The organism is Rhizobium rhizogenes NBRC 13257 (assembly GCF_000696095.1).
Lineage (GTDB): Bacteria > Pseudomonadota > Alphaproteobacteria > Rhizobiales > Rhizobiaceae > Rhizobium > Rhizobium rhizogenes.
Genome location: NZ_BAYX01000022.1, coordinates 56407 through 77690, shown reverse-complemented (window position 1 = coordinate 77690; position 21284 = coordinate 56407). Strand labels below are relative to the sequence as shown.

Sequence of the window (21284 nt, the reverse complement as noted above, 5' to 3'; positions counted from 1 at the left end):
ATTACTTGATTGCGCCAGCGGCGATGCCGGCGATGAAATGACGTTGCAGGAGAACGAAGATGATGAGGATCGGTGCTGTCAGCATGACCGCCCCGGCCATGATGCCGCCCCAAGAGACCTTGGTGAGGCCGATCAGCGTTCCTAATGCCACCGGCGCCGTCATCATGCCCGGCCGGGAGTTGATCAGCAGCGGCCAGAGATAGTTGTTCCAGGAAGCGAGGAACAGGATGATGGCGAGCGCCGCCATGGTCGGCCTTGCGAGCGGTAGGGCGATACGCAGGAAGATCTGCCACTCCTTGACACCCTCGACGCGGGCCGCGTCGAAAAGCTCGGCCGGCATCATCGAGAAGGCCTGGCGCATGAACAGCACGCCGAGCGAGTTGAACAGCGGCGGCACGATGAGCGCGACCCAGGTGTTCGCCAGCCCGAAATTGCGCGCCACCATGATGAACTGCGGAATGATGACCACCGAATAAGGCAGCGTGATTGTTCCGAGGATGATGCCGATGACAACGGATTGGCCGAGGAAGCGGTAGCGGGCCAGCGCCCATCCGGCCATCGATGTCAGGAAAACCGACAGGATGGTATAGACGATCGCGACGACGATGGAGATCGTCAACGCGCCGAAGAAGTTGGTGTCGGCCTGCAGGTTGTGGACATTGTCTAAGAAGCTCGTCGACGGTGTCAGGACGATGGATGGGCTGAAGATGCCCTCGTCCGGCATGGTCGAGAAGATGAACATCATCCAGAGCGGAAACAGCCAGATAAGCGCGAGCGGCACCAACAGCGCATGCAGCGCGATCGAACGCATCAGAGTGGATTTGGACTTCGATTTCATTTTTGTTCGCGCCCCACCCAGAGATTGAGGAGAGAGATCGCCACCGCCAATGCCGCCATGGTGTAAGCGATTGCGGAGGCATAGCCGAAGTTGGTCGACTGGAAGCCTTGGCGATAGAGCAGCAGGCCTAGGGTTTCGGTCGCACCGCCGGGGCCGCCGCGGTTGGTGATCAGATACGGTTCGGTGAAGAGCTGCATCGTTCCGATGACCGACAGCACCACGCAGAAAAGGATGATCGGCTTCAGGAGCGGCAGGGTGATGTGGATGAATTGCTGGATGGGGCCGACGCGGTCGAGCGTGGCAGCCTCATAGACATCCTCGGGGATCGATTGCAGCCCGGAGAGGATGATGATGGCATTGTAGCCGGCCCAGCGCCAGGTCACGGCGATGATGATCAGCAACATGGCAGCATGCGAATTGGCGAACCACGAAACCGGAGCGATACCGACACCGCTGAGAAGCTTATTGATAATGCCGAAATCGAGATTGAACATCAGCCGGAAGACGGCGGCATAGGCGACTTCGCCGACCACGACCGGGGCGAAGAAGGCAAAGCGAAATAGGCCCCTTGCCTTCAGAAGCGGCGAGTTCAACAGCACCGCCATGACGGTGGCGAGCGAGATCATCACCGGCACCTGGATCACCAGGATGATCAGCGTATTGGTAAGCGCGTTGTAGAAGGCTGGGTCGCCGAATAGGCGCCCCCAATTGACCGTCGCGCTGAATATCCAGGGATTGACGCGCGTATTCTGGAACGAAATCAGGAACGAATTGATGATAGGCCAGATCCAGAAGGTGGCGAACACCAGAAGATAGGGCGCAAGGAACGCGTAAGCGCTCCGGTTTCGCAACCGCATGAAAGCCTTCTCCTTTTTTTCTCAATGAGGTGACGTGCAAGGCACATCCCCGCCGCCTCAAGGGCGGCGGGGATGCCGGGCGCGGCTTGGGAGGCGCGCCCGGCTGTGTCACTCACTTTGCGATCGGCAGTCCGGTCGCCGAGGCGATCTGCTGGGCTGCATCGTCGAGCGCAGCCTTGCCGTCCGGATAGCCGCCCGCAAGGTATTTCGTCTGCACCGCCTTGATGATTGCATCGGCGTCGCTGAAATACTGGGTGCCGGGGCTCGGACGGATTTTCGGCAGGGTCGAGAGAATATCGGCCCAGACCTTCTGGCCACCCCAGTACGGCAGTGGTTCGTTGACGAAGGGGTCCTTGACCGCCGTCAGCAGCGACGGCACGAGACCGAAGGATTTCAGCATTGTGACCTGGCCTTCATTGGTGCCAAGCGTATATTCCAGGAACTTCCAGGCGGCTTCCTTGTTCTTCGAGCTGCTGGCGATGGCCAGCGACGAACCGCCGAGATTGGCCGCATGCTGGCCGTCGGCCGTCATGCTTGGCATCGGATAGACGCCCCATTTGCCGGCGAGATCCGGCGACGTCGAACGGATAGTGCCTTCATACCAGCCGCCATACAGCTGCGACGCGACCTTGCCGGCATTGTTCGACTGGATTTTCTCGTCCCAGTTCGCTGCACTCAGCAGGCCTGCATCCTTAATCTCCTTCACCTTGTCCAGGGCCTTGATGCAGCCTGGCTGACTGACGGCGATGCTCTGGCTGTCATCCGAGAAATAGCCGCAGCCCTGCTCGTTGGCGAGCATGCGGAACCATTCGCTGTCGCCGTTGAGATCGGCCTGCGCCATGATCACACCCGGATTGGCGGCGGAGATCTTCTTGCCTGCGGCAATGAAATCGTCCCAGGTCTTGATCGTTGCCGGATCGACGCCGGCCTTCTCGTAGAGATCACGACGGTAGAACACCGCGACCGGACCAGAATCCCAGGGCATGGCATAGGCGGCATCGCCGACTTCGAGCTCGGCGCGCTTGAAATCCGGGAACTGCTTCTTGAGTTCGTCCGTATAACCGAGCTTCGTCAGATCGGTCAGGCAGTCCGGGAAACGGTTCCAGAAGATCGAGGCCTTGTGGTTCTCGATCGACATGATGTCCGGCAGACCGTCGCCACCGGCGGCGCAAGCGGGCAGCATCTTGTCGAAGACCTGCGGGTTGCCGATGTCCTGCACATCGACCTTGATATCCGGATATTTTTTGTTGAAGCCCTCAAGCGTGGATTTCAGCGCCGATGCGGCGACGTTCCAGCTCCAGACGGTAATGGTGGTTTGCTCGGCGAATGCGGAGCCGGAAGCAAGCATGGCGGCGAGCGTAGTCGCGCCAAGAAGTTTTAAACGCATTGAAAATCCTCCCTTTTCAATTGCCGTCCTCTAACGAACACGCTTAAACTATCTGTCGGTACGCTTCTGTCTCCTAAAAAGGGAACATTGACTTGGCGAAAAGTAAGGTGGGTGATCGAGCGGTCTATCAGCCGGGTGCGAGCAGCATCGAAGGGCTGCCGACCACCCTGCAGATGTTTCACACCCATCCTCCCTTGATGGCGAAGCCGCATTGGCATGCGCAGGTCGAGATCAACTATATCATGCGTGGCACCGTGCATTACCGCATGAACGATCATGAAGTTCAGCTCCAGGCTGGCGATATCTGTCTGTTCTGGGGCGGCCAGCCGCATCAGATGGATGATTCGTCGGAGGATTCGATCTATGCTGGCGCGCATCTGCCGCTGGTGCATTTTTTCCGTATGCGCCTGCCGCTTGATATTTCCGGCCGACTGATGCGAGGCCAGATCCTGGTGACGTCTGCGACGGATGCTGCCGACAACGAGAATTTCGCGCGCTGGCATCGCTATGCCGTCTCCGGCGATCCGGCCAAGGCCGGCCATGCGGTCGCCGAACTTCTGCTGCGCCTGGAGCGCATCGCCTTCGAGCCCTATCTCATGCTGCCGGAAAAACGGGAGCCCGAAATGGGTGGGCAGGTGCATCCGCAATCGTCCCGCAGCCTGGCGCGGATGTGTGATTTCATCGCCGGCAATTTCCTGCACGACATCGATACGGTTGATATCGCCAAGGCGGCGGACCTGCATCCGAAATATGCGATGAACCTCTTCAAGAAATGCACTGGCATGACGCTCAGTAAATATGTGAACCTGCTGCGCCTGTCGCGCGCCCAGGCGATGCTGATGCGCGATGGTGCCAATGTGCTGCAGGTGGCGATGGACAGCGGTTTCGGCTCGATCAGCGCCTTCAACAAGTCCTTCCGCCATATTGCCGGCATGACGCCCTCGGACTTCCGCCGCGACATGCGGGTCCTGACCGCGATGAACGTCGAGGCCGTCCGGCCCCCGATGCGACGACCGGCCCCGCAATTCTAGCTACGGAGCCCCTTGCCGCCGCCGTCGATCTGTCGCACTCCTCAAGGCTTGTTTGGAGAGGAGAATTTCATGAGGCAATTTTCGGCGTGTATCGAGTGGCTGTTTGCCCGCGAGGGCGATGATTTCGCTGATCGTATCCGGCTGGCGCACGCGGCCGGTCTCAACGCGGTCGAGTTCTGGCGCTGGGCGAACAAGGATCTGGATGCTATCGCATCGGCGATCTCTGAAACAGGCATCGCGGTTGCCGGCATTGTCGCCGAGCCGATGATTGCGCTGACGAATCCGGCTAACAAGGAGGCTTGGCTGGAGGGCTTGCGGGCATCCGTCGGCGTGGCCCAGCGCCTCGGCGCTCCGGTTCTGATCGCGCAGGCGGGAGACGATCTGCCGGAATTTTCGCGCGTCGAGCAGCGCGCCGCCTTGGTCTCCGCCCTGCGTGCCGGTGCCGATATTCTCAAAGGTTCGGGCGTGCGCCTCGGCCTCGAACCGCTGAACACGCTGGTCGATCATGCCGGCTACTATCTGTCCTCGACGGTGGAAGGTCTCGATATCGTCGACGAGGTCGGCCGGCCGGAAGTGGGCATCGTTTACGACATCTACCATTCGGCCGTGATGGGAGAGCGAACGGAGGATGCCATCGGCAGACGCGTCGATCGCATCGTCCATGTCCATGTCGCCGATCACCCCGGCCGCAACGATCCGGGTACGGGCGAGATCGATTTGGTCCAGCGGCTGAACTGGCTGTTTGCCCATGGTTACGAGGGCAGTGTGGGCCTTGAATACAGGCCGAAGACGGGGGATGCCGAAGCTGTTCAGGCGGTGGTGAAGTTGCTGTCAGCCTGACGGTCAGACCGGCTCGAGCATGCCGAAGACGGCGACCAATGCGATAACGGCGATACCGAGGACGATCTCGGCGATGCTGCCGAGGCGGATGGCATTCAGCGCCCGCGCCTGATCATGCCCGATGCGCGGCACGAGAACATAGCGATTGACGATCGCCAGCAGGCTCATGCCGGCGACAAGCGCGATCTTGAGGCCAAGCAGCGCTTGATAGGGCGACGACCAGTCCGTTGGCAGATGTTTGAGGATCAGCGTCGTATTGACGATGCCGGAGATAATGACCATTGCGACGGCAACATGCCCGGCCGTGGAGAAACGTCGCAGTGCGAGCAGCGCCTCAACTCGATATTCAGGCTGGCTCAGAAGCCGGAGAATGGGGATCAGCGGTACCAGCGCGCCCAACCAGCCGCCACCGGCCAGAACGTGCAGCATATCGTTGGCGCGATGCGCCATCCTCAGCCATCCCTCATGCATCGAGGCATGCCCGGTCAGGACGAGGGCTGCAAGGCCGAGACCGGAGCCCAGTGCAATACCTCGATGACGCCTACGCCCCGGCAGCGGCAGGGCGAGAAGAACGATAAGGGCGGCCACAGCCTGTGCGAGCCAGGCTTGCCCCACCGTCGTCTCGAACAAGACCGCGTGGAGCGTGCCGGCATTGATGGCGTCGTTCCAGCCGTTGCCGATGCTGGCGGCTGCAAGCGGCAGCGACACGAAGGCTGTCGCGCCGGCAAGCAAAGCCGTGACGACCGATGTGCCAGCGAACATCTGCCAGACCCTGTCAGCCAGGACTTTCGGCACCATGAGGCAAAGATAGGCCGAGGTGCCCCACAGAAGCATCAGTGATGCATCGTGAAGGAACCGGCATGCCGCCAGCGCTGTATCCGGGTCGATCAAGGTTTTACGGTGAAGGTGTAGCTGCCATTGGTCTTATGGCCATCGGTGGAAAGGACATGCCATTCGACCGTGTAGGTGCCGGAGCCAAGGGGGCTAGAAACGGGAACTATCAGAACTTTGTCATTCCGTGTGAGCCCGGGATCACCAAGCTTGACGGCTGTTTTGTCCGGACCCGTCAGTTTGACGCCGGAGAATTTGAGGTTCAGGCTCTCCGTGAAGGTCAGGTCCAGCTCGCTGGGCGAGCTTGTGACCGTGCTTTTGTCGGCGGGTGCCGCCGATTTCAGATGCGCATGCGCAAAGGCCTGTCCGGCAAGTCCGAGGGCGAGAACGGCGGCAAGGCCGAGCCTGGTAATGGTCGTAGCGATGAAAAGTCCTCCTCTTGGCTTATCGAGCGCGATAGGATTGTGGGTACATCATGTCAACTTTTGCCATGCGAAATGAGCACATTCAGGACGCTTTGCCGCAAGGTAACGTTTTCTTGACGGCTTGAGGCGAGGTAGAGGGCTGACAGAAGCGTTTATGTCCATGGCTCGGCAAAGAATCGTCGTTTTTCGATCGTTCCTGCAGATATGGGGTAGAGCGCTCGGGATGCTGATACTTCGATGAGAGAGTTTCATGGTGGCAAATACGATACGCGAAAAAATGACGCGTGGCTTCGGCCAGCAGCGTCGGCGTGAGCGGCTCGATCTCCTGAATATGCCTACCTATGTGATCGGCGACGTGCATGGACGCTACGATCTCCTGAGCGCGCTGGAGCGCAAGATTTTCACCGATGCCGCCACGCTGCCCGGCCGCAAGCTGATCGTCATGCTCGGCGACTATATCGATCGGGGTCCCGCCTCGGCGCGGGTCATTGGCCGGCTGATGGCGCCACCGCCCAATGGTTTCGACCGGGTCTGCCTCACCGGCAATCACGAAATGGCGATGCTCGACTATATCGACGGAGACATATCGCTGGACGACTGGGTGGCGCTCGGCGGCGACGCGACGCTGAAGTCCTACGGTGCGGATATCCATACCTTGCGCCAGCAATATCCCCAGCAGAAGAAGCTCGATACCTTCATCCGGACCTGGCTGCCCGACGACCATATCAATTTCCTCCGCAGCCTGCCGATCCTGCTCGACACGCCGGAGGCGCTGTTCGTTCATGCCGGGATCGATCCGGACCTGCCGATCGCGGAGCAGGCGGATGACGATCTTGTCTACATCCGCTCACGCTTCCACGACAGCGCGCAGCCGCTGCCGAAACTGATCATTCACGGTCACACGCCGGTAAAGGAAGCCGACGCGGATGGGCTGCGGCTCAACATCGATACCGGCGCCTTCTATTCCGGAAAGCTGACAGCGGCCCGGCTGTGGCAGGGCCGCGTCCTCATCACGACGACATAGTTAGCCGGCTACGATGCTTCATCTTGACTGCACGGCGCCCTAGAGATTGCCGATGCAGAGATACTTCATCTCGAGATAGTCGTCGGCGCCGTGGCGCGAGCCTTCGCGGCCAAGACCGGATTGCTTGATACCGCCGAAGGGCGCGGTTTCCGCCGACATCAGGCCGGTGTTGATGCCGACCATGCCGTATTCCAGCGCCTCGGCAACCCGCCAGACCTTCTTCAGATCACCGGCGAAGAAATAGGCGGCGAGGCCGAATTCGGTGTCGTTCGCCTGCGCGATCACATCGTCCACTGTCTCAAAGCGGAAGAGCGGCGCGACGGGGCCGAAGGTCTCTTCCCGGGCGACCTTCATGGTACGGTCGATACCGGTCAGAATGGTCGGCGTGAAGAAGGTGCCGGCGCCCTCGATGCGCTTGCCGCCGGTCAGCACCTTTGCACCCTTCGATACGGCATCGCGGACATGATCCTCGACCTTGGCGATGCCCTGCTCGTCGATCAGCGGGCCGATGGCAACGCCGGGCGTAAAGCCATCGCCGACCGCAAGCTCGGCCACCTTGGCGGCGAGCTTGGCCGCGAAGGCGTCATAGACGTTCGACTGGACATAGATGCGGTTGGCGCAGACACAGGTCTGGCCGGCATTGCGGTATTTCGAGGCGATCGCCCCTTCAACGGCGGCGTCGAGATCGGCGTCGTCGAAGACGATGAACGGGGCATTGCCGCCGAGCTCGAGGCTGACTTTCTTGATCTGGTCGGAGCACTGGCGCATCAGGATACGGCCGACTTCGGTCGAGCCGGTGAAGCTGATCTTGCGTACCTTGGCATTGCCGCAGAGCTCGCGGCCGATCGCCGGGCCGTCGACGCCGACGATGACGTTGAACACGCCGGCGGGAATGCCGGCCTGCTCAGCCAGCACCGCGAGCGCGATTGCCGACAGCGGCGTCTGCTCGGCGGGCTTGGAGACCACTGTGCAGCCGACGGCAAGCGCCGGTGCAACCTTGCGGGCGATCATCGCCGCCGGGAAGTTCCAGGGGGTGATCGTGCCGACGACGCCGACCGGCTGCCGGATAACGAGCATGCGCTTGTCGTTGGAGGGAGCCGGAATGGTCTCGCCATAGATGCGCTTGGCCTCTTCCGCGTACCATTCAACATAGGAAGCGGCATAAAGGATCTCGCCCTTGGCCTCGGGCAAGGGCTTGCCCATTTCCGCCGTCAGGATGGCGCCAAGCTCGTCGGCATTGGCGACCATCAGGTCGAACCATTTGCGCAGGATGGCGCTGCGTTCCTTGGCCGGGCGGGCAGCCCAGGCGGCTTGCGCGGCATAGGCCGCGTCGATCGCTGCGGTGGTCTCGGCAGCGCCCATATCGGGCAGGCTCGCCAGCACTTCGCCGGTTGCCGGGTTGATGACATCGAAGGTCTTCGTCGCACCGCCGGCGGTCCAGACGCCGTTGATGTAGCCGGCATCGCGCAGGAAGGGCGAGGAGAAGGGAACATGCTTGGTCATTGCGGTCGTGAAGGTCATGATATGCACTCCGGAGAGGATATTGCCCGGCTATCTCGCCGGGCGTTCTGGGAATAGGATTGGCGCAAGCGCCGTTATTTGCCGGCGCTTGCTTCCAGCATCGAGGCTTCCAGAATGTCGAGCGCCTCGCTGAATACGCCGTCCTGAATGGTGATCGGCGAGAGGAAGCGGATGACATTGCCGTGGACGCCGCAGGTGAGCAGGATCAGGCCCTTGTCGAGGGCGATCAGCCGTACCTTATTGGCGAAGTCGGCGCTCGGCAGTTTCGTCGTCGCATCGTTGAACTCAATGGCGTTCATGAAGCCTGGTCCGCGAATGTCGACGATCTCCGGCACCTTGTCGCGCAGCGATTCCAGCCGTTGTTTCAGTCGCGAACCGAGCTGGTTGGCGCGGTTGCAGAGGTCCTCGTCGACGATGACATCGAGCACGGCATGAGCGGCGGCGATGCCGATCGGATTGCCGCCATAGGTGCCGCCGAGGCCACCCGGTCCCGGCGCATCCATGATTTCGGCCCGGCCGGTGACGGCGGCCAGCGGGAAGCCGCCGGCAAGGCTCTTTGCCATCGTCATGAGATCAGGTGCGACCTCGTGATGGTCCATGGCGAACATCTTGCCGGTACGGGCAAAGCCGGTCTGTACTTCATCGGCAATGAGCAGAATGCCGTGCTGGTCGCAAAGTTCCCGAAGTGCCTTCATGAAGGAGGCGGGCGCCGAGTAAAAACCGCCTTCGCCCTGCACCGGCTCGATGATGATGGCGGCAACACGCTGCGGGTCGACATCGGCGGCAAACAGCTTTTTCAGTGCGGCGAGTGACTGCTCGACGGTAACGCCGTGCAGCGGCACCGGGAAGGGCGCATGGAAGACGTCGCCCGGCATCGAGCCGAAACCGACCTTGTAGGGCACGACCTTGCCGGTCAGCGCCATGCCCATGAAGGTGCGGCCATGGAAGCCGCCGCCAAAGGCGATGACGGCCGAACGGCCGGTGGCGGCGCGGGCGATCTTGATGGCATTCTCGACCGCTTCGGCGCCGGTGGTGACGAAGATGGTCTTCTTGGCGAAATCGCCCGGCGTCAGGGCGTTGAGGCGCTCGGCAAGATGCACATAGTTTTCATAGGGCACGACCTGATGGCAGGTGTGGGTGAAGCGGTCGAGCTGCTCCTTGACGGCGGCGATGACGCGGGGATGGCGATGGCCGGTATTGACGACGGCGATGCCGGAGGCAAAGTCGATGTAGCGGCGCCCATCCTTGTCCCAGATCTCCGAATTTTCAGCCCGGTCGGCATAGATCTGCGTGGTCATGCCGACGCCGCGGGAAATGGCGGCGTTCTTCCGGTCTGTCAGGGTCATCGCGCTGTTCTCCAGGGATAAGAAAGTTCGAATTATCTTGCAGAACTTCTGCAAGTTCTTTAGAAAAATTCCTACATTTTTCCTGCAAGATATCAAGCGGCATTTTGTAGGGGTGACAAGAAAGCGGTCGAGGCTCACGCAAGCCGGCCATCCATGCTAAGCAAATCAAAAGACTAAGATCAGGAATCATTGGCAAATGAACAGCATCGAGCCCGTGCGCTACAAGGTGGCGGAGGCGGCGCGTCTGGCGGGAGTGTCGGCTTCAACGCTCAGGCTATGGGAGAGCCAGGGTCTGGTCGTTCCCAGCCGCTCCGACACCGGACACCGCCAGTATAGCGCCGAGGACGTCGCGCGGCTGAAGCGGATTTCCTGGTTTCGCGCCGAGCGCGGGCTCAATCCCGCCGCGATCCGCGAAGCCCTGGAGACGGAAGACGCGACCCTGCCGGGTACGGAGAATGGCGAGCAGGCGGCGTCCTCCGGCATTGGCCGCAAGCTGCGGGCGCTCCGTCATGCGGCCGGCAAGACGCTGGATCAGGTCGCCGCCGACATGGGCGTTACATCCTCGACACTATCGACGCTGGAGCGGACTTCGCAGGGCGTGAGCTTCAAGACCCTGCACGATCTCGCCGATTATTATGGCACGACGGTCTCGCGGCTGTCGGGCGAGGAGCGCGAGGACGTGCCAGTGCTGATCCGGTCGGGCGAATGGCGTGCCTGGCCGGAAACGACGCCGGGCGTGACCGTCCAGCTTCTCGCCGAGGGGCGGACGATGATGGATTGCCATCGCTTCGTCCTGGCGCCTGGCGCCACCAGCGAAGGCGCCTATCGACATGACGGTGAGGAGTTCATCCATATTCTCGCCGGCCGGCTGGAGCTGGTGCTCGACAACGACCAGTTCTTCGATCTGATGCCGGGCGATTCGCTCTACTTCGAAAGCCGCCGCGACCATTCCTGGCGCAACCGTCACGACGGCGAGACCATATTGCTCTGGATCAATACGCCGCCGACATTCTAGGCCTCGCGCGGTATCGCTATATCCCTGCCTGTTCTATAAAACAGGACGATAACAAGTTTCAGCCGATAGTAAGCCCGGAGAGTTTCATGGCCGCCACCATCCGCTATCACGAAGGCGATATTTCCGCCGCCGATGCCGCCCGCTATACCGGCGCCATAGCCATCGACACCGAAACCCTTGGCCTCATCCCCCGCCGCGACCGGCTCTGTGTTGTGCAGCTTTCGCCGGGCGACGGCACCGCTGATATCATCCGCATCGCCTCGGGCCAGAGCCAAGCGCCCAATCTCGTCGCCATGCTCGCCGATACGACCCGCCAGAAAATCTTCCACTACGGCCGCTTCGATATCGCCGTACTGTTCCATACCTTCGGCGTCACCACCACGCCGGTCTTCTGCACAAAGATCGCCTCACGCCTCTGCCGCACCTATACCGACCGTCACGGCCTGAAGGACAATCTCAAGGAACTGCTCGAGGTCGATATTTCCAAGGCGCAGCAGTCTTCCGACTGGGCGGCAGAGAAGCTGTCGCCGGCGCAGCTCGAATATGCCGCCTCAGACGTCCTCTACCTGCATGCGTTGCGCGACAAGCTGACGGCACGTCTCGTACGCGATGGCCGCATGGAACATGCGGAAGCCTGCTTCGCCTTTCTCCCGACCCGCGCCAAGCTCGATCTCCTCGGCTGGGAAGAGGCCGATATTTTCGCGCATAGCTGATCAGCCGCGCCAAAAGACAAAACGACTGAAAAAGCCGGTGCCGCTTCCGCTGGACCGGCTTTTCTTTAGCAATCTGTTAAGAAACGCGCTGCTATTCTGCCTCTGATTGCATGCATTCGATCGGCGCCTTCTTGTGTTGCCTTGCCGGCTTCCGGCGTTCGAATAGCGACCGGCCGCATGAGCGGACCTTGACTGAACCTGCCTCCCGCTTCCAACACCGTCTTGCCAGACAGAGGAGCATGTCATGTTGTCTCCCGTTGCCGCAGTTTCCGTTGTGGGTGCGTCCATTGAGAAGCCGGTGGTTGCCACCGCCGAAACATCCAGCGTCCAGGCTGCCGCGACGCCGGTTGCGGTTCTGTCGAGTGCGGTGAACGCCAGCGCCGGAGGCAAGCTGAACATGCTGCTGGCTGTGGCACGCGAGCGGATGTTCGAAAGCCTGCTGTCGGCCATCGACGCCGCCAGCGTGGCGCTGAACGTTCCGCGCGAGCCCGGCGAGAGCAATGCTGCCCTGGCGCAGCGGCTGGTCGATGCAATCCGAAGCCTGCCACCCCAGCAACTTGCCGCCGCCCAGCAACAGTTGAATGCGCAGATGAAAACGCCGGTTCCTCTGCCGCTGCTTGCTGAAGCCCTCGACAATCCGGATAGCCCGAAAGCGGTGCAGATCGCCGTCAGTCTGGATGCATCCCTGACGCAGGAGCCAGATGCGGTCATCAGGGCAGTCGTCAATTCCTATGGCCAGAATGCCGGAGAACCAGATGCGGTCGGGCAGCAGACCCCGATCCCGGCGCAGGCGATGCCGAAGACCTCGGAGGCGGCTGCCACCAATACGGCAACGACAGCCCCGTCGGCCTTGCCCGAGAAGATGGCAGCGCCATCTCCCACGCCTGTTACCGCCTCTCCTTCGACGCCTTCCGCTCAGGCTCCGCAGCAGGCAGCGACGACTATCCTCCAGACAATTGCCGGTCCCGTAGTGATCCCGGTTCCGGAGGCCATGCATGAGCTGGAGGCCGCCGTGATGCCGCAAACCGCTCCAAATCCGCAGGTCAGTGCGACGCCGCAGGCCGCAAGCATGCCCGCTGCTGAACGGGGTGTCCTTCCGCAGATTGCCGTCATCGTCGAAGACAAGGCACTCCCCACCGCATCGCTGCCTCTGGCGGCGGTGGGCGAAGCAAAGCTTCCGACCGAAATCGCCTTGATCAGATCTCCCCTCACGCCACCGCCGGTGCCGCGTGACATCCAGCAACTACAGGCCGATATCAAGCAAGGGCTGCAGGTCGTCATCAGCCCCGCGATTGATGTGACCGGCCCCGATCTTCCGCAGGTCACCCGGAGCGATATGCCGCTTGCCGAACGGGTCATTGCGCAGGCGCTTGCCGCCGGTCAGCAGGATCTGCAACCATTACCGCAGACGGTCCGTGACGAGAGCCTCAGGAACCTCGCCGCCGCCTTGGCGGGCCAGACCGCGGCTTCCTCCGAGGAGGCGCAGACTGCACCGGCCGCCGCACTTCCCGTAAAATCGCAGGGTAATGTGCCGGCGATGACGATCATGGATATGTCGGAGGCCGTGGCGCAGACGGGAACGACGATCGCTCCGCTGCTCGGCATTCCCTTCGCGATCGCACATTACCTTCCGGCTGATACCCCCACCGAGGACGATCCGAAACGGGTCGATCGCGTCGACCTGGTCGATGAGGAGCGCGAACAGGGGCAGGGCGGAGAGACGGCGCGCGACGACAGCGAGGACGAATCCCCGCCCGAGGAGGCGGATCAACCGGCTGCTGCTGCCGCCGATCCAGCCGCCGAGGACGCCAATGTTGAAGTGATTTCCGCTTCGGCCATACCTGTTGCGCCGAAAATAGCAGCGCTGCCGGCTCCCGCGCCGGTCGATCCTCTGTCCGATCACGCCTTCGATTTCTATCGGCGCATGGTCGGTTGGGAATGAAATAGCCGGGCCACAAGAAGCTCAAACAAAAACCCGCCGGATCGCTCCGGCGGGTTTTCTATTTCTATCAGGCTTGCCGAGGATTATTCGGCGCCGCGGTTCTTCAGAGCCGCACCCAGGATGTCGCCGAGCGAAGCGCCCGAGTCGGACGAACCGAACTGAGCAACTGCTTCCTTCTCTTCTGCGATTTCCAGAGCCTTGATGGACAGCATGATCTTGCGGTCCTTCTTGGAGAAGTTGGTGACGCGAGCGTCGACAACCTGACCGACCGAGAAACGCTCCGGACGCTGTTCGTCACGGTCACGCGACAGATCGGCGCGGCGGATGAACGAGGTGATGTCGTCGTGGCTGACGAGCTTCACTTCGATGCCGCCGTCGTTGACTGCGATAACTTCGCAGGAAACGACTGCATTCTTGCGCAGGTCGCCAGAAGCAGCGGCTTCGCCGACTGCATCCTTGCCGAGCTGCTTGATGCCGAGCGAGATGCGTTCCTTGTCGACATCGACGTCGAGAACGACGGCCTTGACGACATCACCCTTGTTGAACTCCTCGATGACCTGTTCGCCCGGACGGTTCCAGTCGAGGTCGGAGAGGTGCACCATGCCGTCCACATCGCCGTCGAGGCCGATGAACAGGCCGAATTCGGTCTTGTTCTTGACTTCGCCTTCGACTTCGGTGCCGGCCGGATGGTTGCGGGCGAATGCAGCCCACGGATTTTCGAGCGTCTGCTTCAGGCCGAGCGAGATACGGCGCTTGGTCGGATCGACTTCGAGAACGACCACTTCGACTTCCTGGCTCGTGGACAGGATCTTGCCGGGGTGTACGTTCTTCTTGGTCCAGGACATTTCCGAGATGTGGATCAGGCCTTCGATGCCCGGCTCCAGCTCGACGAACGCACCGTAGTCGGTGATGTTCGTAACGGTACCGGAAATCTTCTTGCCTTCCGGATACTTGGCCTGGATGCCATCCCACGGATCGCTCTCGAGCTGCTTCATGCCGAGCGAGATACGGTGGGTTTCCTGGTTGATGCGGATGATCTGTACCTTGACCTGCTGGCCGATGGACAGGATTTCCGACGGATGGTTCACACGGCGCCATGCCATGTCGGTGACGTGCAGCAGGCCGTCGATGCCGCCGAGGTCAACGAACGCACCGTAATCGGTGATGTTCTTGACGACGCCGTCAACAACCTGGCCTTCTTCGAGGTTCTGAACGATTTCAGAACGCTGCTCGGCACGGGATTCTTCCAGAACCGTACGGCGGGAAACCACGATGTTGCCGCGGCGCTTGTCCATCTTGAGGATTTCGAAGGGCTGCGGGTTGTGCATCAGTGGGGTCACGTCGCGGATCGGACGAATATCGACCTGCGAGCGCGGCAGGAAGGCGATAGCGCCGTCGAGATCGACGGTGAAGCCGCCCTTGACCTGGTTGAAGATGACGCCTTCAACGCGTTCGCCAGCTTCGAACTTGGCTTCGAGCTTGATCCAGCTTTCTTCGCGGCGAGCCTTTTCGCGCGACAGAACGGCTTCGCCCAGCGCGTTTTCGATACGCTCGACGTAAACTTCGACTTCATCGCCAACCTTGAGCGTGCCGTCCTTGGCGCGTGCACCGAATTCCTTCAGTGCGATGCGGCCTTCGACCTTGAGGCCGACGTCGACAACTGCGACGTCCTTCTCGATGCCGGTGACGATGCCCTTGGTGACATAGCCTTCGGCCAGGTCGTTCTTGGCAAAGGACTCTTCGAGAAGAGCTGCGAAATCTTCGCGAGAGGGGGTAGCTACAGACATAAAATCTCCTGGCGTGTCCTTATTATGCATTTTGGACACTGATGCGCCGGTGGTTTGTGTTGAACAGGCCTGCATCCAGTCCGCCTTCCCTTGGGAAAGCTATCCGGCGCTTGGACGGAATGTCAGGCTTCTAAAAATCGGCGGCTTCGTGCGCAAGGCACGCGAAAGCCGCTCGCATGTTAGGCATTTCGGCTCAGAGCGGCGTCGATGATCGACTTTGCCGCCTGAAACGCCGCTTCTATACTCATTTCCGAGGTATCAAGCAAGTGCGCGTCTTCCGCCGGCCGCAAGGGGCTGTCGGCCCGGCCCATATCGCGCTCGTCGCGACGTTTCACGTCCTCGAAAATCGCCTGATAATCGGCACTGCCGCCGGCATCGGCGATTTCGTCGTAACGCCGCTTTGCGCGAACCTCGGCCGAGGCCGTGACATAGATCTTCACCGGCGCATCCGGGCGGATGACGGTGCCGATGTCGCGCCCGTCGAGAACCGTGCCCGGCTCCTTGCGCGAAAAGGCGCGTTGCGCCTCGACCAATACCCGGCGCACCGCCGGCATGACGGCGACCTTCGAGGCCGCCTCGCCGATCTCGTGTTTTGACAGCACGGCACGGTCGAGCCCGCCAAAATCAACCTTGCGCGCCATCGCCTCCGCCATGGCCTCGTCATTAAGCGGCAGACCGGCATCGAGCAGGGCCTTGGCCGTTGCCCGATAGATCAGGCCGGTGTCGAGATGGTGGAAACCATACTGGTCGGCAATCCGGCGCGACAAGGTTCCCTTGCCTGCCGCGGCCGGTCCGTCGATGGCGATCGTAAACGGTGTCGTCACGGAGATATGCTTCCTTCCACGTCCATATCGGCGCCAAGTTCCGCCATCAGATCGAAAAACTCCGGAAAGCTGGTGGCGATCATCGCGCTGTCGTCGACCTTGACCGGATGTTCCGAGGCGAGCCCCATCACGAGGAAACTCATCGCGATGCGGTGGTCGAGATGGGTCTTGACCTCGCCGCCGGCATTGCCGAGACCTTTCCCATCCGGCCGGCCCCGCACAGTTAGCGAAGCCTCGCCTTCGGTGCAATCGACGCCGTTGAGCGTCAGCCCTTCGGCAACCGCCGAGAGACGATCGGATTCCTTGACCCGCAGTTCTTCCAGACCCAGCATGACCGTCGTGCCCTCGGCAAAGGCGGCGGCAACGGCGAGGACCGGATATTCGTCGATCATCGACGGCGCCCGCTCGGCCGGCACCGTGACGCCCTTGAGCGCCGAGGACCGCACGCGCAGATCCGCGACATCCTCGCCGCCGGCAAGGCGCTTGTCGAGGATCTCGATATCGGCGCCCATCTCCTGCAGCGTCAGGATCAGGCCGGTGCGGGTCGGGTTCATCAGCACGTTGCGGATGGTGATGTCGGAGCCGGCAACGATCAATGCTGCGACCAGCGGAAAGGCATTCGAGGAGGGGTCGCCTGGAACGTCGATGGTCTGGCCGAAAAGCTTGCCCTGGCCCTGAAGGCGGATGATGCGAACGCCGTCGCGATCGGTCTCAACCGAAAGTTCGGCGCCGAAGCCGGCCAGCATCTTTTCCGTATGGTCGCGGGTCATGACCGGCTCGATGACGGAGGTGATCCCCGGCGCATTGAGGCCGGCGAGCAGCACGGCGGATTTCACCTGCGCCGAGGCCATCGGCACGCGGTAGGTGATCGGATTGGCGGTCTCGGGTCCATGCAGCGTCACCGGCAGCCGGTCGCCCTCGCTCGATTTGACCTGCACGCCCATCTGCCGGAGCGGATCGAGGATGCGGCCCATTGGCCGTTTGGAGAGCGAGGCATCGCCGATGAAGGTGGATTCGAAATGATAGACGCCGACAAGACCCATGGTCAGGCGGCTGCCGGTGCCGGCATTGCCGAAGTCGAGGGGAGCCTCAGGGGCCAGCAGTGCGCCGTTGCCGACGCCCTTGATGATCCATTCGTCGCCGGCCTTCTCGATCTTGGCGCCCATGGCCCGCATGGCCTTGCCGGTGTTGAGCACATCCTCGCCCTCGAGCAGGCCGGTGATACGGGTTTCGCCGGAGGCGAGGCCGCCGAACATGAAGGCGCGGTGCGAAATGGATTTGTCGCCAGGAACGCGGATGGTGCCGGAAAGATTGGTCGAACGGCGCGCTGTCGCGGGCCGCGAATGAGTGTCGTGCGGCATGGGCAATTCCTTTGCAATGCCGTTATCTATGCCGCATTATCGCTGACTTCGGTCCGGTTGCGCCAGCTGCCCTGCGGTTCACGCGGGCTCGATATCACAGAGATGTTGCCGGGTCATCCCGGTATGCGGGGAAAACCCTTCTTGCTGTATATAAAGTTTGGCTTTGACAGGGCCTGCGGTAACGATTAAGGGGACCGGCTGATAATTTCCCTTAAAAGGCCGGCTTTCCCGGCTTGCCGAATATTGATTCGGCCATTCATGAGGCTTTGACAGTGGCGAAAGCGGAACTTGGAACAAAACGTACCGATCCGGACAACGGCAAGAAATTCTATGACCTGAACCGGGACCCGGTCGTCTCGCCCTATACCGGCAAGTCCTGGCCCCTGTCCTACTTCGAGGAAACCTCCGCTGCCAAGGAAGTTCCGGAAGAAGAGGAAGTGGCTGAAGTCGATACCGAAAACACCGAGGTCGAGCTGGTCTCGCTGGAGGACGCCGATGAGGCGGTTGCCGGCGACGAGATCCCGGATATCGGCGATGACGATGTCGAAATCGGCGACGATGACGACGACACCTTCCTCGAAGCCGACGAAGACGAAGATGATGACGACATGAGCGACATCATCGGCGTGACCGGCGACGACGACGACGTTTGATTTGCGGACAGTCGGCCCGGTAAAGCAAGAAAAGTTTTCCGGGCCGAAAATTTCGGCTTGCTATCTGTAAAAACCAGAAGTAATAAGCCGCCACCCCGACGGGCGAAACGCTTCGAAGGGACCCAGGGCCGGTTCAACCGGCACCATCTTGATGGGGCTATAGCTCAGCTGGGAGAGCGCTTGCATGGCATGCAAGAGGTCAGCGGTTCGATCCCGCTTAGCTCCACCAACCTTCGCTCTGCGAGCTTCGGCTCGGCAAGCCCGGAGGGTTTGATGGGCTGAAGGCGAGAAGGTAGCGAAGGCTGCCGCGCTGAAGTTGCGAAGCAACGTAAGCGGGGTTTTCTCCACTCGATGCAAACTCTTCTCTCATCCTTTCGAAGATTGCTATTACTGTCAGAAGCAATAATGTATCGCTATGGTTGCGTACTTGCTCGGACGCACTATCATGCCTCTGCGTGAAGTATGTCTACATCCTCACGAGCATTGAGGCTCCTGACCATCACTACGTCTGGGTGACGGGCGACTGAAAGCTCGCTTGGCAAAGCATAATTCCAAGGAGGTCCCGCATACCTCAAAATACGCTCCTTGCTCCCTCAAGACCTACATCGCTTTTTCCGATGAGGCGCAGGCGCTCGCATTCGAAAAATATCTGAAATCCGGCTCAGGGCGGGCTTTCGCGAAGAAGAGGCTGTAGCTTCGTATCCAATTCACCACCACCCGCACACTCACCTCGATCAACCCCTCCGCATCCCACCCACTTCATGCTAGCCTCCACCGTCCCATCAACCCATCCGATTCGACCATGACCAGACAGCGTCGCCGTCGCCTCATCAAGACCCGTCGTACGGTGACGGGGTTTCTGCTCGTTGCCTCGATCTCCTTTATTGCCGGGATGACCGATGCGGTGGGGCTCATGCTGACTGGGAACTTCGTGTCCTTCATGACCGGCAATACGACGCGGGCGGCGATTGCGCTTGGGACGGGGGATTTCGGCCATGCCGCAGTGCTGTTTGCGGCGATCGTCACCTTTATCGGCGGCAACGCGCTGGGGATCGTCGTTGCCCATGCCGCCGATCGGCGGGCCTTTGTCGTGTTGGCCTGCGTCAGCATCCTGCTGGCGCTGGCAGCCGGTTTCGAGGTGCCGTCGCTGATCCTCGTGCAGTTCTATCTGGTCGTGCTGGCCATGGGCATGGTCAATGCCACCGTCGAGCACATCGAGGGCCTGCCGATCGGGCTCACCTATGTTACCGGCGCGCTGTCCCGCTTCGGGCGCGGGATCGGCCGCTTTATCCTCGGCGACCGCGATTTCGCCTGGACGGTGCAGATCGTGCCCTGGAGCGGCATGATTATCGGCGCCATCCTCGGCGCGCTTCTGGCCAGCGCCTTTGGCTCGCATGCGCTTTGGCTGGTGTCGATGGTCGCGCTTGCCCTTGCATTCGCCACGCTTTTCATCCCGCGACCGCTGCAGCGCCGGTTCAATCAGCGCCTGATGGTGACGGCGTCGATGGTGAAGAGATCGAAATAGATATGCCGGCCATTTGCGTCTTCGGCCGACGGAGCGCCTTTGCGGTCCATCGGCCAAGCCGGATTACGATTCGACGATCGCGGCGGTCACGCGGCGAACGACAGGCAGCAACAGCAGCAGCACCGGGAAGGCGATTGCCCATGAAATCCCCCAGGTGGATGGCCACAGGGCGAATGCCTCAGCCGTCACGCCCTGCGACCGCAGAATGCTGATCGCCGAGACGACCGAGGTCATCAGCAGCGACAGGATAAGCGGCATGACGACCGCGCTGTAATGTTTGGGGAGTTTGCCGTTTGGCATGGTGGATCTCCGTAAGATGCCAATCAGAGCAATTGCGCAGCGCCGATTGACGGGTTGCGCGTTGATTGACGTAAACGCTTACGGAGCTTCGATCTGAAGCAACGATGTTTCTATGACGAAAAAACGCTCGCGATGCAAGAGCGCCACCAAGATCGAAATAGCCACATTGCAGTGCACAAAAATCTGCTAGGAAAAGACGAATCGTTTTCCGCCAATGCCCATTGGAGCTTCGGCTCGAAAAGCGCGAGGATACATTTTGTTCGTTTTTTCCAAACTTGTCTGGATTTTCGGTCAGCCGCTATCCCTGGCCTTTTTGTTCGGCGTGCTGGCCTTCATCAGCGTCCTCGTCCGCCGGCGCGGGATCGCGCTTGCCTCGTCATTGCTGTCGATCCTGATCCTGTTTGTGGCGCTTTATACGAACGCGGGCGCCTATGTCGTCCAGGGGCTGGAGGAGCGTTTTCCGCGTGTCGCGGCCGATCCGGCGGATCTGAAATGCATGATCGTGCTCGGTGGCGCCACGCAGAACCAGGTGACGACGGTGCGCGGCGGCTATGAGCTCGATTCGGGCGGTGATCGCCTGATCGAGGCCCTGCGGCTGGCGCAGAAATATCCGCAGGCGCGCATCGTCGTGTCCGGCGGCGATGGCTCGATCGGCGGTGATTACGAGGGCGATGCCGTCATCTCCGAGCGTTTCTTCACGGCGCTCGGCATCGGCAAGGATCGCCTCGTCGAGGACAAGACCTCGCGCACCACCTTCGAGAACGCCGTCAATACCAAGGAGCTGCTGGCGCAGAACGGGCTGTCCGGCTGCCTGCTGATCACCTCCGGCTTCCACATGCCGCGCTCCATGGGCATTTTCCGCAAGCAGGGCATCGATGTCGTGCCCTGGCCCGTGGATTATCGCAGCACCGGCAAGGAAACGCTCGGCCTCGATTTCACCCAGCCGTCGCTGAACGCGCAGTTGCTGTCGACCGGCGTGCGCGAGTGGATCGGCCTCGTCGGCTATTATGCCGTCGGCCGCACCTCGGCGTTTTATCCCGGACCGTAACTACGCGTTTTGACCG

Annotated in this window: 20 protein-coding genes, 1 tRNA gene and 1 pseudogene; 11 read left to right on the top strand and 11 right to left on the bottom strand. The window is 61.2% G+C overall.

Going from position 1 to position 21284, the window contains the following annotated elements; genetic code table 11:
• Position 1 precedes the first annotated feature (1 nt).
• The 3 genes from RRH01S_RS29615 to RRH01S_RS29605 all read right to left on the bottom strand — a co-directional run bounded on the left by RRH01S_RS29615 (position 2) and on the right by RRH01S_RS29605 (position 3082).
• Positions 2–838 carry a carbohydrate ABC transporter permease gene (locus tag RRH01S_RS29615; RefSeq protein ID WP_007690368.1) on the bottom strand — a complete coding sequence of 279 codons (837 nt, stop codon included), beginning with the start codon at positions 836–838 and terminating at the stop codon, positions 2–4.
• The gene (locus RRH01S_RS29610; RefSeq protein ID WP_007690365.1) at positions 835–1695 is read right to left on the bottom strand and encodes a carbohydrate ABC transporter permease; all 861 of its coding nucleotides are present in this window, start codon (positions 1693–1695) and stop codon (positions 835–837) included. Before RRH01S_RS29610 ends, RRH01S_RS29615 begins: the two co-directional genes overlap by 4 nt.
• A 112-nt stretch (positions 1696–1807) precedes the next feature.
• Positions 1808–3082 carry an ABC transporter substrate-binding protein gene (locus RRH01S_RS29605; protein WP_007690364.1) on the bottom strand — a complete coding sequence of 425 codons (1275 nt, stop codon included), beginning with the start codon at positions 3080–3082 and terminating at the stop codon, positions 1808–1810.
• Positions 3083–3168: 86 nt separating this feature from the next.
• Here RRH01S_RS29605 and RRH01S_RS29600 point away from each other — a divergent pair, with 86 nt between their 5' ends.
• The gene (locus RRH01S_RS29600; RefSeq protein ID WP_042476507.1) at positions 3169–4113 is read left to right on the top strand and encodes a helix-turn-helix domain-containing protein; all 945 of its coding nucleotides are present in this window, start codon (positions 3169–3171) and stop codon (positions 4111–4113) included.
• A gap of 69 nt (positions 4114–4182) precedes the next feature.
• Positions 4183–4953 (top strand): TIM barrel protein, encoded by a 771-nt coding sequence (locus RRH01S_RS29595; protein WP_042476504.1) that lies wholly within the window; start codon positions 4183–4185, stop codon positions 4951–4953.
• A gap of 3 nt (positions 4954–4956) precedes the next feature.
• Here the strand turns inward: RRH01S_RS29595 and copD are convergent, their stop codons facing one another.
• Positions 4957–5787, bottom strand: coding sequence for a copper homeostasis membrane protein CopD (copD, locus tag RRH01S_RS29590; RefSeq protein ID WP_153511127.1), 831 nt, complete (start codon positions 5785–5787; stop codon positions 4957–4959).
• A gap of 53 nt (positions 5788–5840) precedes the next feature.
• Positions 5841–6209 carry a copper homeostasis periplasmic binding protein CopC gene (gene copC / locus RRH01S_RS33740; RefSeq protein WP_110924676.1) on the bottom strand — a complete coding sequence of 123 codons (369 nt, stop codon included), beginning with the start codon at positions 6207–6209 and terminating at the stop codon, positions 5841–5843.
• Positions 6210–6459: 250 nt separating this feature from the next.
• On the opposite strand from copC, the gene RRH01S_RS29580 reads away from it, so the two are divergent.
• The gene (locus RRH01S_RS29580) at positions 6460–7233 is read left to right on the top strand and encodes a metallophosphoesterase family protein (RefSeq protein WP_080705500.1); all 774 of its coding nucleotides are present in this window, start codon (positions 6460–6462) and stop codon (positions 7231–7233) included.
• A gap of 39 nt (positions 7234–7272) precedes the next feature.
• Here RRH01S_RS29580 and RRH01S_RS29575 read toward each other — a convergent pair whose 3' ends face one another.
• Together RRH01S_RS29575 and RRH01S_RS29570 are read right to left on the bottom strand one after the other, a co-directional pair.
• The gene (locus RRH01S_RS29575) at positions 7273–8754 is read right to left on the bottom strand and encodes an NAD-dependent succinate-semialdehyde dehydrogenase (RefSeq protein WP_007690352.1); all 1482 of its coding nucleotides are present in this window, start codon (positions 8752–8754) and stop codon (positions 7273–7275) included.
• A gap of 74 nt (positions 8755–8828) precedes the next feature.
• Complete coding sequence (locus RRH01S_RS29570) at positions 8829–10100, bottom strand: 4-aminobutyrate--2-oxoglutarate transaminase (protein WP_042476501.1); 1272 nt, start codon at positions 10098–10100, stop codon at positions 8829–8831.
• Between the two features lie 196 nt (positions 10101–10296).
• Between RRH01S_RS29570 and RRH01S_RS29565 the strand changes: the two genes are divergently transcribed.
• From RRH01S_RS29565 to RRH01S_RS29555, 3 genes are all read left to right on the top strand, one after another.
• Positions 10297–11115, top strand: coding sequence for a MerR family transcriptional regulator (locus tag RRH01S_RS29565; RefSeq protein WP_007690348.1), 819 nt, complete (start codon positions 10297–10299; stop codon positions 11113–11115).
• An 86-nt stretch (positions 11116–11201) separates the two neighbouring features.
• Positions 11202–11828, top strand: coding sequence for a ribonuclease D (locus RRH01S_RS29560; RefSeq protein WP_007690347.1), 627 nt, complete (start codon positions 11202–11204; stop codon positions 11826–11828).
• Positions 11829–12072: 244 nt separating this feature from the next.
• Positions 12073–13770, top strand: coding sequence for a hypothetical protein (locus tag RRH01S_RS29555; protein ID WP_042476498.1), 1698 nt, complete (start codon positions 12073–12075; stop codon positions 13768–13770).
• Between the two features lie 83 nt (positions 13771–13853).
• On the opposite strand, the gene rpsA is transcribed toward RRH01S_RS29555, so the two are convergent.
• The 3 genes from rpsA to aroA all read right to left on the bottom strand — a co-directional run bounded on the left by rpsA (position 13854) and on the right by aroA (position 17742).
• On the bottom strand, positions 13854–15557 hold the full coding sequence (gene rpsA, locus RRH01S_RS29550) for a 30S ribosomal protein S1 (RefSeq protein WP_007690343.1): 1704 nt from the start codon (positions 15555–15557) through the stop codon (positions 13854–13856).
• 179 nt (positions 15558–15736) lie between these two features.
• Positions 15737–16381: a (d)CMP kinase gene (gene cmk / locus RRH01S_RS29545; RefSeq protein ID WP_007690341.1), complete on the bottom strand. Its 645-nt coding sequence runs from the start codon at positions 16379–16381 to the stop codon at positions 15737–15739.
• Positions 16378–17742 (bottom strand): 3-phosphoshikimate 1-carboxyvinyltransferase, encoded by a 1365-nt coding sequence (aroA, locus tag RRH01S_RS29540; RefSeq protein ID WP_042476496.1) that lies wholly within the window; start codon positions 17740–17742, stop codon positions 16378–16380. Before aroA ends, cmk begins: the two co-directional genes overlap by 4 nt.
• 272 nt (positions 17743–18014) lie before the next feature.
• On the opposite strand from aroA, the gene RRH01S_RS29535 reads away from it, so the two are divergent.
• From RRH01S_RS29535 to RRH01S_RS29520, 4 genes and pseudogenes are all read left to right on the top strand, one after another.
• Entirely contained in the window at positions 18015–18395 is a 381-nt protein-coding gene (locus tag RRH01S_RS29535; protein ID WP_007690334.1) for a TIGR02300 family protein, read from the top strand.
• A 153-nt stretch (positions 18396–18548) separates the two neighbouring features.
• Positions 18549–18624: transfer RNA gene (locus RRH01S_RS29530), tRNA-Ala, on the top strand.
• Positions 18625–18850: 226 nt separating this feature from the next.
• Positions 18851–19089 (top strand): annotated as a pseudogene (locus RRH01S_RS34975) (GIY-YIG nuclease family protein).
• A 108-nt stretch (positions 19090–19197) separates the two neighbouring features.
• Positions 19198–19920, top strand: coding sequence for a YoaK family protein (locus RRH01S_RS29520; protein WP_037222875.1), 723 nt, complete (start codon positions 19198–19200; stop codon positions 19918–19920).
• 63 nt (positions 19921–19983) lie between these two features.
• Here RRH01S_RS29520 and RRH01S_RS29515 read toward each other — a convergent pair whose 3' ends face one another.
• Entirely contained in the window at positions 19984–20220 is a 237-nt protein-coding gene (locus RRH01S_RS29515) for a DUF2798 domain-containing protein (RefSeq protein ID WP_007690331.1), read from the bottom strand.
• Positions 20221–20476: 256 nt separating this feature from the next.
• Between RRH01S_RS29515 and RRH01S_RS29510 the strand changes: the two genes are divergently transcribed.
• Entirely contained in the window at positions 20477–21268 is a 792-nt protein-coding gene (locus RRH01S_RS29510) for a YdcF family protein (RefSeq protein ID WP_007690329.1), read from the top strand.
• Positions 21269–21284 lie beyond the last annotated feature (16 nt).

Excerpts from the sequence above, each read along its gene's own strand:
- RRH01S_RS29570 (WP_042476501.1), bottom strand. The coding sequence starts at position 10,100 with ATGACCCTGACAGACCGGAAGAACGCCGCCATTTCCCGCGGCGTCGGC.
- aroA (WP_042476496.1), bottom strand. The coding sequence starts at position 17,742 with ATGCCGCACGACACTCATTCGCGGCCCGCGACAGCGCGCCGTTCGACC.
- RRH01S_RS29575 (WP_007690352.1), bottom strand. The coding sequence starts at position 8,754 with ATGACCTTCACGACCGCAATGACCAAGCATGTTCCCTTCTCCTCGCCC.
- rpsA (WP_007690343.1), bottom strand. The coding sequence starts at position 15,557 with ATGTCTGTAGCTACCCCCTCTCGCGAAGATTTCGCAGCTCTTCTCGAA.
- RRH01S_RS29605 (WP_007690364.1), bottom strand. The coding sequence starts at position 3,082 with ATGCGTTTAAAACTTCTTGGCGCGACTACGCTCGCCGCCATGCTTGCT.
- RRH01S_RS29515 (WP_007690331.1), bottom strand. The coding sequence starts at position 20,220 with ATGCCAAACGGCAAACTCCCCAAACATTACAGCGCGGTCGTCATGCCG.
- RRH01S_RS29560 (WP_007690347.1), top strand. The coding sequence starts at position 11,202 with ATGGCCGCCACCATCCGCTATCACGAAGGCGATATTTCCGCCGCCGAT.
- RRH01S_RS29610 (WP_007690365.1), bottom strand. The coding sequence starts at position 1,695 with ATGCGGTTGCGAAACCGGAGCGCTTACGCGTTCCTTGCGCCCTATCTT.
- copD (WP_153511127.1), bottom strand. The coding sequence starts at position 5,787 with ATGCTTCTGTGGGGCACCTCGGCCTATCTTTGCCTCATGGTGCCGAAA.
- RRH01S_RS29595 (WP_042476504.1), top strand. The coding sequence starts at position 4,183 with ATGAGGCAATTTTCGGCGTGTATCGAGTGGCTGTTTGCCCGCGAGGGC.
- RRH01S_RS29555 (WP_042476498.1), top strand. The coding sequence starts at position 12,073 with ATGTTGTCTCCCGTTGCCGCAGTTTCCGTTGTGGGTGCGTCCATTGAG.
- RRH01S_RS29580 (WP_080705500.1), top strand. The coding sequence starts at position 6,460 with ATGGTGGCAAATACGATACGCGAAAAAATGACGCGTGGCTTCGGCCAG.
- RRH01S_RS29520 (WP_037222875.1), top strand. The coding sequence starts at position 19,198 with ATGACCAGACAGCGTCGCCGTCGCCTCATCAAGACCCGTCGTACGGTG.
- RRH01S_RS29565 (WP_007690348.1), top strand. The coding sequence starts at position 10,297 with ATGAACAGCATCGAGCCCGTGCGCTACAAGGTGGCGGAGGCGGCGCGT.
- RRH01S_RS29615 (WP_007690368.1), bottom strand. The coding sequence starts at position 838 with ATGAAATCGAAGTCCAAATCCACTCTGATGCGTTCGATCGCGCTGCAT.